Here is an 11,011-nt window from a genome sequence, read left to right on the forward strand (position 1 = left end):
CAAGGCTGGACAATAGGAGCTGGATGACGGGAGACTGTCACGTCCAGTTCTGAGAGAGCGCAGGGGGGTAGTTCCCCTGCGCCACTCACCTAAATAATGGGTAATCTCTCGGTACAGTCAAGGGCGTTGATAAGTAGGTGACGTCAACAATAATTTTCTTAATTACACTAAGGTCAGATAGTCATTTAATAGTATTATTACTGAAATCAACACAAAGAATTAATACAGCTTGCCGTGGCGGACGCCGCCGAAACTGCCCGCGAGGATACGGCACTGCAAGCGGGCAGGTCACTATGAACAGGGGAAGCTACTCTATGAAAAAGGCGGTCTCAATCCTGACAACCTCACCGAAGAGGCCCTGGTTAATGTCGAAGAGGATTATCAGGTCTGTGTCCGAATGCTGGCTCGTGCTGGGAGAAATCCACATTCCTGATTTTTACTAATGGATCCATTTTCAGCAAACGTTGAAAGGTCGTTTAACAATGAAAGTAAATGAGAAAAATATACTGGCAGAGGTTGGAAAAACCAGGAAACGACCGAATTCAATGCGTAATGTGGGGTATAGCGTGGGGTAAGACAAAACAAGCAAAACAAAAGGGGTTACGATTTTCTCGTAACCCCTTTTTATTGTTTGGTAGCGGGGGCCGGATTCGAACCAGCGACCTTTGGGTTATGAGCCCAACGAGCTACCAGACTGCTCCACCCCGCGCCATTTACCTATTTGAAGAACAAGTTACTAAATCAATACCTTTTAAATGTCAAGAGTTTTTCTATAATTTCTCTATTACTTCGAAAACATTTATTCTTCTTTCTATGCCCTTTATGTGGAAAGTGTCCATACTTTCTACCTTTACAGAATCCTGAACTTCTTTGTAGGTCTCATCACATATCAGTATTTGATCTTTTTTGGCATGGCGCTCAAGCCTTGCTGCCAGGTTGACTGAAGATCCCAAAACAGTATATTCTTTTTTCCTTGGTGATCCAAATATCCCGGCCATTACCTCGCCAGTGCTTATCCCGATTCCGATAGAAATTTCCTTATCAATCTTTGAAAGGTTTTTGTTGATTTTGGCCATTTCTTCTCTCATCCTTATAGCACACATCACTGCTCTTAGCGCATCGTCATCATAGGATATCGGTGCTCCGAATATTCCCATGATACCGTCTCCGATGTGTTTATCCAGGGTGCCATTATATTCAAAAATAATATTGTCAAGGGGTGAGAAGTAACGGGAATTGAGCATATCGGAAAGTTCCTGCGGGCTCAGCTTTTCGGATATTTCTGTAAAACCGCGAATGTCACTGAAGAGTATACTGACCCTTTGCTTTCTCGGAACTATATTCTTTCCTTCCTTCTGCAGTTCGGTAAGTATCTGTTCTGATACAAACTGCTTTAACCTCTTTTTGATATTGTATTCTCTGACTTTTGCTCTTAATTCGATGTTTTCAAAGGGTTTGGTTAAAAATCCGTCTATACCTGCATTGACCGAATGGATGGCACTTTCCATTGTTGCATATCCCGTAAGCATAATTCTGGTGATTTCGGGGCTAATACTGCCTATTTCAATCAATGTTTCGAGACCATCAATGCCGGGCATCTTAAAATCTGATATTACCGTTTCTATATCCCGCCAGTTATCCCGGACGATATTGATAGCTTCCATGCCATTCTCCGCCAGGAGGATTTTGTAACCATCTTTTGCGAGAACTTTCTTCAGGGCTCTCCTGACCCCCTCTTCATCATCTACTATCAATAACCCTGTCATTTTTCTCTCCTCTTACAGGGAAGCACTATTGTAACAGTGGATCCCATACCTGTTTCGCTTTTGATATAAATATCTCCCCCGTGCTTCTTTATGATTTCATGAGATATATACAGACCTAAGCCCGTACCTTCACCTACCCCTTTGGTCGTGAAAAACGGCTTGAAGATATCCTTGATTGTTTCGGGGGGAATTCCATTTCCAGTGTCATGGCATTCTGCTATTACGCTATTCGTCTCTTTTTTGTAACGTGTATTTAATGATATTTTGCCTTTACCTTCGGGCAGTGCCTGAATGGCATTTTTTATAATATTAATGAAGACCTGTCCCAGGTTTGCAAAGTTGCCTTCAATCTCGGGCAGGGTTCCGTCGTAATCTTTTTCAATGCTTACACTGATGTATTTATATTGGTTGTGTAGAACCCTCAATGCATCATCTATCACCACGTTGATATTCACCGGTTCAACGTACGTCTGTGTCTGTCGGGAGAGATCGAGTAGACTTTTTACTATATCCCTTGCCCTTCCTAACTCCTTCAGGCTAAATTTAAGATCATCTATTATTTCACTTTCATCATCGTCCTTTTCGTCCGGTTTTTCCATAGATTCTATACTTGTTTGGAGAAGGCTTGAAGCGCTCGATAGTGGATTGTTCAGTTCATGTGCTGTTCCCGCAACAAGCTGCCCAATGGCCGCGAGGCTTTCCGACTGAATGAGTTGCTTTTGTGTTTTGTCTTTTTCTTCCAGGGTACGTTGAAGGGCTGCCGTTCTCTTTTCAACCTTCCTTTCCAGCTCAACATTCAGGTTCTCAAGCTTCTCATAGTTCCTTGCATTCTCTATAGCGATTGCACTTTGATTTGCAACGGTTGCTAATAGTTCCAGATCTTCATGAACAAACAGTTCCTCCGATTTTTTCTCTCCCAGTAATATCATTCCCGTCAGTTTTTCCCTTGAAATCATGGGGATAACAAGAGACGCTTTAAATGTATTAAAGATATTGACGATTGAATTTCTGTCTTCTTCGGGAATAGAAACCTTGTCAACGACGACCTGATTCAAGGAACTCCTGTTTTTCTCAAGAAATTTAACTATCGGATGGTTTTTCTCTACACCGTCGGGCAGCTTGCTCTGATACGAGTATGAATGGAAAAAACCTTTTTCATCATTATATATCAGGAGCGTTACGTGACTTACCTGCAATGCCTCCGAAATAGAGTCCAGCAGAAGGTTTGTAATTTCATCAAATTTCAGCAGAGAAGTCATTTTCCAGCTTATTTCTTTGAGTGTTTTTTGATAATCATATTTCCCCCTGAAGAAGAGTTTATCAATACATTCCTGAACCTTTATTTTTATTGGGTTGAACAACAGGACTATCAATAAAGCGAGGGAAAAAGAGAGCACAACAGGGTTGCTATACCCGGACCACATAAATAATACGTTGAACAGGTATATCATGAATATGTAGATTACCGTCAGGATGGCAGTCAGGGAAAAATATATAGTTCCCTTTCTTATTACGGTACCGATGTCGAGAAGGTCGTATTTAAGCACTCCAAAGGCTAAGATAATTGCAGGAATGAAGCTGAAGTTGCCCATCGGATAAACATTGAAACCGCTGACGGGAAGATAATTTAATGAAATGAGAATGGTGCTCAAGCCCATACCGGCAAGTACATATTTTATCCTGTTTTTCTGCTGATTATTGCTCGCTCTCTTCATGCCCATAAAGAGGGTTAGAATGCAGTATAATACGGTTGAGATGGCGACAAGTGAAAAGAGGTGATAAACCGGGCCGGCTCTGGCGATTGTTCCGAAAGAATATTCATTAAATCCGCTTATAAAAAGGTCTGTCTGGGTAAAAAAGAGAAATATTAAACTTAAAAAACAGGCAGTATATACAAGCCATTTTCTCCGGGAAATTCCGAGGAATGAGTGAACAAATTGGATGTATACCGGTAGAATAAATACTAAAAACAGATAGGATAACCTGTCTATTTTAAGTGCAAGGGCTTTATTTGATATAACGGAAACTAAGGCAACATCAATGTTAATTACTGCTACTAAAAAACAGATACCTGCAAATAAGATATTTGCCGGGTTTTTTCTGCCTTTTAAAAGGGAAATCAGCACAAGACATACAAAAACAACAAAACCTAAAAAAGGGGTGATACTGTATGTGTGCGACTCTCTCAGATAGTCAAAGAATATGTTCCACCACCACCTTTTTCATAAACCCTAAAAAACGAATACTGCGGCTGCCAGTACCGTGGTATGTCCGCCGTCCTTTACGATACTCGATTGGGTGATATCAAGTGTCCTTACAATCTTGCCGCTTATTTTGAATATCTCCCTCTTTTCGTCCCAGCTTTCATCTACATCGAAATCTATTCCCAGGGTGGATGCCAGCATAGCGGCTGCCAGATCTTCCGAATAATCCCCCACCTCTGTTCCTTTCCGTCCGAAGGCATGATATTCGCTGATATATCCATACGCCGATTTGTCAGCCGGAATAGCGCAACCCACTGAAGCAGCTAAAAGCCTTCTCGGTTCATTACTGGAGCAGCGACTCATAACACAGTAAGTTATGGCCCCGGGGATTAGCTCTTTTAAGCCTTGAGCTTTCGAGATCATCTTACAACCTGGCGGGAATATGCTCGATACTTTAACCAGGTTGTATTTTTCTATACCGGCACTCCTGAGTGCCAGCTCAAAAGAGTGGAGTTCTTCCTTATGATGACCAACACCTTTTGTAAAAAACATCTTTTTGGGAACGAATATTTTCAATTTTCAACTCCTTCTGCTATATAACCCATTATTCTATATGCGAGTTTTGCCGCTAAAAAATCAGGTGCAACCATTCCGGGAATGGGTGTAAGTTCAACTATATCAAATCCTCGGATCTTGCATCTGCCGGATACCTCTTTAATCAGTCTCAGGAGGTCATTCCAGTAAATACCTCCTGGTTCAGGTGTGCCGGTTGCCGGCATTACAGAGGGGTCAAGTACGTCAAGATCAACTGTTACATAAATATCACCCGACAGGTTTTCACAGACCCGTTTTACCCATTCAGGATTTTCATGTATAAAACCCACCGGAAACGTCTTTACATCACTTTTAGCTAAGAAGACAGCCTCTTCCTTGCTGAAGCTTCGCACACCTGCCTGGACAAGAGGACACAACTCGGATATTCTGCGGCCTACGGATGCGTGACTGTAGGGGCTGTCCTGATAGGTATCTCTCATATCCGCATGAGCATCAAGCTGGAGCACCGAAATCGAGGGGTATTTCCCCTTCATTGCCCTGACGGCTCCGAATGAAATGCTGTGTTCTCCTCCCAGTATGGCCGGTATCTTATCAAAGGACAGAATGTAACTTATCCTTTCATGTACCGTTTCGATCATTCTTTCCGGTCCACGGGCGTCCGTTTCTACAGGTGGTAGGGTGTGAATTCCTTCAAGATAGGTTTCCCTGCAGAGTTCTTCATCATAGAGTTCCATGTTACTGGAAGCGTCCAGTATGGCCGCCGGTCCCCTCCTTGATCCAGACTGATAGGTTGAGGTCAGGTCGTATGGAATAGGCACCACGACAAACTTTGAATCTTCAAAAGAAGAAAAACCAGAAAGTATTCCTCCAAAATTCATAAAAAACACGTCCCCAAAAGTGCCTAAAGTTTGAAGTGCCTAAAGTGAGCTAAAGTTAATGTACACGCCTTCGGCGCGGTCAAATTCGAAACGGGCTGCGCTGAAAGTGCATTTTTAAACTTTAGGCACTTTAGCTCACTTTAGTTCACTTTACACTCTTAACTAAATCTTGCTGCTTGAACTGGTACCAACATCTGCGCAAAAAACGCAGTTGTTGTGAATAAAGACTCTAATACTCCTTCGTAAGTTCATCGAGTTCAGCCAGCAAAAAGACGGGGCCATCCTTACAGACATACTTACTGCCAACATTACATCGTCCACATTTCCCGATCCCGCACTTCATTCTCATCTCAAGAGAAGTAATGATATTTTCTCTGGAAAAACCTAATTCAAAAAATACCGGCAGTGTAAAACGGATCATAATTGGTGGCCCACATATCAGGGTCACGGCATTTTCAGAGCTCGGCCCTACTTCCTTACAGACCGTGGGGACAAACCCTTCCCTTCCCTTCCAGGTCTCATCTCCTTTATCCACCGTAACATACATGTTAATATCTTCCCTCTTTTCCCAGGCGGAAAGTTCATCTTTGTACATCAAAAGACCAGGGCTTCTTGCCCCATAAACAACGGTGATATCCCCGAACCGTGACCTGTTATTATCATGAATCATATAGTTAGTCAGAGACCTGAGAGTGGTAAAGGCAAACCCGCCGCCAACCACAACAATGTTTTTCCCCTCAAGATAGTCAATAGGCCACGAATTGCCCAGGGGACCTCTGAGACCGATCCGGCTACCCTCATCAAGATTATGGAGCGCGGAGGTAACAACACCTGCCTTCTGAATTGTAAACTCAAGATAGTCCGGCTGGGTCGGTGACGATGCAATACCGATCGGGGATTCCCCCTTGCCGAAAATAGAAAGCTCAGCAAACTGTCCCGGTAGATACTTGAAGCGTTCTTTTTCGTCTTCATGGACGAAAACCACACGGAACGTCTTAATATCCTTCGTGTCCACCTCCGTTATGATCTTTTCCACATCAACAGGAATCGGCATATATGGATTCAGCATTACTATCTCCCAAGAGAAAGACGATTTATAGTTTCAGAGCTTTCAATTTAGATATGTCCTCAACTATCTTCCTTATATCTATATTAACGGGGCAATCCCTCACACACCTGCCGCAACCGACACAGGAAATAGCATTAAAATTGTCCACATAGTACTTAAACTTGTGCATCACCCGCTGTCTCCATCTCTCCTTCTGCGACGGTCTTGGATTGTGGCCGGACGCTTCATGGGTAAATAACCAGTACATACACGAGTCCCAGGATCTTATCCGCCTTCCACGATTACCCTTGTTCTCATCACTGATATCGAAACAGTGACAGGTCGGACAGAGATAGGTACAGGTTCCACAGGCAAGGCACCGTTGGTGGATCGTATCCCAGAATGGGTGTTCAAAATTGTCATCCAGCCAGGCCTTGCTCTCCTTCGCCGGAATATGGGATTTAATCTTTTTTTCAGAGTTATCGGAAAGTTTCTTCTTTATTGAATCCACTGTGTCATCAATCTCGGAAAGGTTCCCAAACTTTTCAAGAAGCTTTTCTCCCTTAGGGGTCAGGAATTCGATAAAATAAGTATCACCGAGATCTGTCAACAGTATATCGCTTCCTTCTGAAGACATGGGATGTCCCCCCACCGATGTGCAGAAACAGGTCGTATAGGGGGGATGCACGCAGGCGAGCGAGATGATCGTTGTTTTCCCCCTCTTGTCAATATAGTAGGTATCCCTGTACTCCTTCTGGTCAAAAACCATATCCAGGAGGACAAAACTCAAGGCATCACAGGGACGAACCCCAAAGAGCACGGCCTCTTTTGCTTCCTCACCGCTTCCCGAAATCTCCATTCCCCTGTCGGTTCTGGCATATCTCATCATTGCCTCAGTATGAGGAAAGAAAATATTTTTGGGGGCATTTTTAGAATTGGGATAGTCTACTAAAAGTTCCATCCCCTCTTCCAAAACCCTGAAAAGAACATCTTTTCCTTCCCTAACCGGTGCATAAACCAATATTTCTTCAGAAATTCTTTTTATAACATCGTAAAGCATTTCTTTCTTTATTAGCCTTTTTTCCATACATTCCCTTAGTAAATTCGCTTTTGGTTATATGTAATTAACTAAAATCCTTAACTTTAGGCACTTTAGATCACTTTAAACTTTGATGTACTCGTAAAAAGTCTTTCTTTGTCACCCTGAATTTATTTCAGGGTCTCTAACTTACTGAGATAATTAGATGCTGAAACAAGTTCAGCATGACAAATTGTGCAGTTTATCATTTTTTACGAGTTCATCAACTTTAGGCACTTTCATATAAGACCCAGAGAGTCAAGCAGGGGTCTCGGATCAACATTGTGCATCTTGAACCATTTATCCGGTCCCCCTACACCCATTGCTAAGGCAATTAGTTCCGTAAAGTAAAATGCCGGAAGCCTCATGCCCTCGCTGGCCCTCATATCCAAATTTGCCATGCAGATCGGACAGGCAGTAACCAGACAATTGGCACCCGCTTCTTTCGCCATCCTCATCAACTTATCTACCAGGTGAACAACTATTTCAGTCTTGCCCAGGGTAAGACTTCCCCCGCAGCAATCCGTCTTATAGGACCAGGGGCGCGATTCGGCACCAAGGATTTTCATAATCGCATCCATCATGTACGGATTCTCGTAGTTGTCAAACTCACAGATCTCCGGGGGTCTAAGCAACAGGCACCCGTAATAAGAGACCGGTTTAAGGCCTGACAACTTTCTCGTCACCTTTTTATTGAGGGTGTCGAGGCCAATTTCATTAAAAATGAAATCTACAGGATTCTTTACCTCAATGCTTCCCTTGTATTCCTCACCCACGATATTTTCCGTTTCAATTCTCAACTTTTCATCTCTTTTGAGATAAAATTGCGCCGTTTTAAAACGGTTAAAGCAAGCCGCACAGGGAACCATCATCATATTCAGCCCATCCTTTTCTGCAGAGACGAGATTTCTGGCAGGAAGGGCAACGGATAATTTAAAATTGGTCATGTGTGCAGAAGAGGCGCCGCAGCAAGACCAGTCTTCGATTTCCTTAAGCTCGATCCCCAAGGCCCCACTCACAGCTCTAACCGATTGATCATATTCTTTTGCTGTAGCATGAAGCGAACATCCTGGATAATACGAGACTTTCAACTATATCCTCCTTGAGAGCTTTGAAAAATATGATTCTTCGAGCTCAAACAGGTCAGCTATTTTTTCGTTTCCTCAAATATCTTTTTTACCGATTTCATGTCTTTTGTTCTCGGAGAGAAAAGAGTAAGCTTGCCTTTCATAAACATACTTATACCCATCGCCATATCAGAAAAGTAATCACCCGACTTTAACTTATAATCAACAATCATAAGAGGCTCATTTATACGTCCACCCATCTTTACACTTGAGAGAAAAGCCTCATGGAATTTCAGTATATTCTTTTCTTTAATCCTTACTCCTGATTCTATTGCCATCTCTCTTAAGACATCCATCATCCTGGCTATGTCAACCTCATTGGGACAGCGTGTAATACAGGTCTCACAGGAAGCACATAACCAGATAGTAGAACTGTTTAGTACCTCGTCTTCTTTGCCCATCTGAATCATCTTTATGATTGTATCTATATTGTAATCCATTGCAAAGGTTACAGGACACCCTGCCGTACACTTTCGGCAATGATAGCATCTCTGTATAGGAACGTTTCCTATCCTTTCATTGACCTTATCTAAAAAAGTCTCCATCTCTTCTCCGCCATTTTTTTACTCAGGCTCAAATATAAACTCGTCTTTATCCGTATCCCTGAAAGTGGCAAGAGGGGGGGGTTCATCAAGCACAGCTCCCACCCTGTGGTTAAACAGTTCAAACCCATCCTTATCCAGCTTTTTCAAAAACCTTCTCAAATCCACACCCATGGGACATACTTCGACACAGGCGCCGCAATCAACACAACGTCCTGCCATATGAAACATTCTCATTATTTGAAACACCTGCGTGTCCGTTTCGTCTATACCGATTCCGACCCATCTGGGCTGGCTCTGTTCAACAAAACAAACTTTACAGTAGCAGGAAGGGCAAACGTTACGGCAGGCATAACAACGTATACATCTGCTCATTTCACCTGTAAAATAGGCCCAGCGTTCTTCAAGGGGCCGTTTCCCAAATTCATCAACCTGAACGTATTCCTGATCGGGACTCATAGGCTGGGCGTCAGTGGCTGTCATAATATCTGATATAACCGGATTATTGAAACGGCACGTAAGGCAATTGTCGGCAATAACATCTCTTAGAGGAATATCTTTAACGCCACTTACCGTTTTAACCACGACCTTATCCCCTTCAACTCTCCCTTCACGTATCTCCTCGCCACCTGCCCTATCGGCGATCTTTTCCTGGGCTACATACCCTGTGCAGGGAACACCGATAATCACCACATCATCCCTGTGATACTGTCTTTCCTGAAGATGTATTATCAGGGATCTGGAAGTGCACCCTCTTGCAACAACTCCTATGACCTTTTTTGTTTTTTCCTCAGGTTTGACATTCCTTTGTGATTCCTTATGCTGAAAAAGTAAATCGTGAACATACTTGGCTAAATTCTGCCTGCAGAAGAAATCCCAGACGAGCCTGTCTGTATCCTCGGAATTTGATATAAAGCAGGGTGTGGAACATAGAGGAAGGGTCCCTTTTTCATACCCCACAATGACGTCAACTTTTTTCTCAGCCAACAGTCTTTTTGCTTCTTCCCGCAGTTTCTTTTCTATACTTTCCACTACTTCTGATTCCCCGTTCGTTTTTACCCTTATAGACAGGCGAGGACGCCTGTCCTACCCTGGTGGTCGGTGGACGCCTGTCCTACTCCCGTGGCAGGTCGGGCGTCGCCCGACACAGTCGTCTTTGACTGATCCATGACCACTGGTCACTGTAAATTGTCATTATATCCTTTTTGCCAGTTTATCCATGGGACCGAGCACCTTAACGGCATCCGTCACCCCTTGGACAACCCGGGCAAATCTCTCCCCCTCAGATGCAGAAACCCATGTAAATACAGTCCTGTCAGGTTCTATACCGATGTATGAAAGAAAATTCTTCAACATGGCAAATTTCCTCTTGGCAGACAAATTTCCTGTCAGGTAGTGGCATTCTCCCGGGTGACAACCGGACACAAGCACACCGTCCGCCCCTTCCTGAAGAGCCTTGACAATATAAAAGGGATTTATCCTCCCCGTACACGGAACTCTCACTATTCTCACACTCGGGGGATACTGTATACGGCTTATGCCTGCCAGGTCAGCCCCGGCATAGGTGCACCAGTTACAGCAAAAAGCAACGATCTTCGGCTCCCAGCCTTTATTTAGTCTATTTTCAGCCATATATTCTTCTAAAGCGGCAAAGCCGCAACCCCAAAAGTGCCTAAAGTTTGAAGTGCCTAAAGTGAGCTAAAGTTAATGTACACGCCTTCGGCGCGGTCAAATTAGAAACAGGCTGCGCTGAAAGCGCATTCTTTAACTTTAGGCACTTTAGCTCACTTTAGTTCACTTTACACTCTTAACT

The 11,011-nt window shown here is 43.4% G+C and carries 11 protein-coding genes and 1 tRNA gene; 1 reads left to right on the forward strand and 11 read right to left on the reverse strand.

The window, feature by feature from the left end:
• The first annotated feature begins 229 nt into the window (after positions 1 to 229).
• On the forward strand, positions 230 to 433 hold the full coding sequence (locus Q7J27_10745; GenBank protein MDO9529621.1) for a hypothetical protein: 204 nt from the start codon (positions 230 to 232) through the stop codon (positions 431 to 433).
• A 199-nt stretch (positions 434 to 632) separates the two neighbouring features.
• On the opposite strand, the gene Q7J27_10750 is transcribed toward Q7J27_10745, so the two are convergent.
• From Q7J27_10750 to Q7J27_10800, 11 genes are all read right to left on the reverse strand, one after another.
• Positions 633 to 709, reverse strand: a tRNA-Met gene (locus Q7J27_10750).
• A 61-nt stretch (positions 710 to 770) separates the two neighbouring features.
• Positions 771 to 1,766 carry an adenylate/guanylate cyclase domain-containing protein gene (locus tag Q7J27_10755; GenBank protein MDO9529622.1) on the reverse strand — a complete coding sequence of 332 codons (996 nt, stop codon included), beginning with the start codon at positions 1,764 to 1,766 and terminating at the stop codon, positions 771 to 773.
• The gene (locus Q7J27_10760; GenBank protein MDO9529623.1) at positions 1,763 to 3,931 is read right to left on the reverse strand and encodes an ATP-binding protein; all 2,169 of its coding nucleotides are present in this window, start codon (positions 3,929 to 3,931) and stop codon (positions 1,763 to 1,765) included. The genes Q7J27_10755 and Q7J27_10760 overlap by 4 nt, the downstream gene beginning before the upstream one ends.
• 66 nt (positions 3,932 to 3,997) lie before the next feature.
• The gene (locus tag Q7J27_10765; protein ID MDO9529624.1) at positions 3,998 to 4,546 is read right to left on the reverse strand and encodes an arginine decarboxylase, pyruvoyl-dependent; all 549 of its coding nucleotides are present in this window, start codon (positions 4,544 to 4,546) and stop codon (positions 3,998 to 4,000) included.
• A complete protein-coding gene (gene speB / locus Q7J27_10770; protein ID MDO9529625.1) occupies positions 4,543 to 5,403 on the reverse strand; it encodes an agmatinase in 861 nt (286 codons plus the stop codon). Before speB ends, Q7J27_10765 begins: the two co-directional genes overlap by 4 nt.
• A gap of 229 nt (positions 5,404 to 5,632) precedes the next feature.
• Positions 5,633 to 6,472 (reverse strand): FAD/NAD(P)-binding protein, encoded by an 840-nt coding sequence (locus Q7J27_10775; GenBank protein ID MDO9529626.1) that lies wholly within the window; start codon positions 6,470 to 6,472, stop codon positions 5,633 to 5,635.
• Between the two features lie 25 nt (positions 6,473 to 6,497).
• Positions 6,498 to 7,538 (reverse strand): 4Fe-4S dicluster domain-containing protein, encoded by a 1,041-nt coding sequence (locus tag Q7J27_10780; protein MDO9529627.1) that lies wholly within the window; start codon positions 7,536 to 7,538, stop codon positions 6,498 to 6,500.
• Positions 7,539 to 7,768: 230 nt separating this feature from the next.
• Positions 7,769 to 8,620 carry a CoB--CoM heterodisulfide reductase iron-sulfur subunit B family protein gene (locus Q7J27_10785; GenBank protein MDO9529628.1) on the reverse strand — a complete coding sequence of 284 codons (852 nt, stop codon included), beginning with the start codon at positions 8,618 to 8,620 and terminating at the stop codon, positions 7,769 to 7,771.
• A 56-nt stretch (positions 8,621 to 8,676) separates the two neighbouring features.
• On the reverse strand, positions 8,677 to 9,201 hold the full coding sequence (locus Q7J27_10790; GenBank protein ID MDO9529629.1) for a 4Fe-4S dicluster domain-containing protein: 525 nt from the start codon (positions 9,199 to 9,201) through the stop codon (positions 8,677 to 8,679).
• An 18-nt stretch (positions 9,202 to 9,219) separates the two neighbouring features.
• On the reverse strand, positions 9,220 to 10,230 hold the full coding sequence (locus Q7J27_10795) for a 4Fe-4S dicluster domain-containing protein (protein ID MDO9529630.1): 1,011 nt from the start codon (positions 10,228 to 10,230) through the stop codon (positions 9,220 to 9,222).
• A gap of 162 nt (positions 10,231 to 10,392) precedes the next feature.
• Complete coding sequence (locus Q7J27_10800; protein ID MDO9529631.1) at positions 10,393 to 10,830, reverse strand: hydrogenase iron-sulfur subunit; 438 nt, start codon at positions 10,828 to 10,830, stop codon at positions 10,393 to 10,395.
• Positions 10,831 to 11,011: the final 181 nt, after the last annotated feature.

It is taken from the genome of Syntrophales bacterium (genome assembly GCA_030655775.1).
GTDB lineage: Bacteria > Desulfobacterota > Syntrophia > Syntrophales > JADFWA01 > JAUSPI01.

Coding starts and splice junctions, on each gene's coding strand:
- Q7J27_10755 (MDO9529622.1), bottom strand. CDS start 1,766: ATGACAGGGTTATTGATAGTAGATGATGAAGAGGGGGTCAGGAGAGCC.
- speB (MDO9529625.1), bottom strand. CDS start 5,403: ATGAATTTTGGAGGAATACTTTCTGGTTTTTCTTCTTTTGAAGATTCA.
- Q7J27_10775 (MDO9529626.1), bottom strand. CDS start 6,472: ATGCTGAATCCATATATGCCGATTCCTGTTGATGTGGAAAAGATCATA.
- Q7J27_10780 (MDO9529627.1), bottom strand. CDS start 7,538: ATGGAAAAAAGGCTAATAAAGAAAGAAATGCTTTACGATGTTATAAAA.
- Q7J27_10790 (MDO9529629.1), bottom strand. CDS start 9,201: ATGGAGACTTTTTTAGATAAGGTCAATGAAAGGATAGGAAACGTTCCT.
- Q7J27_10800 (MDO9529631.1), bottom strand. CDS start 10,830: ATGGCTGAAAATAGACTAAATAAAGGCTGGGAGCCGAAGATCGTTGCT.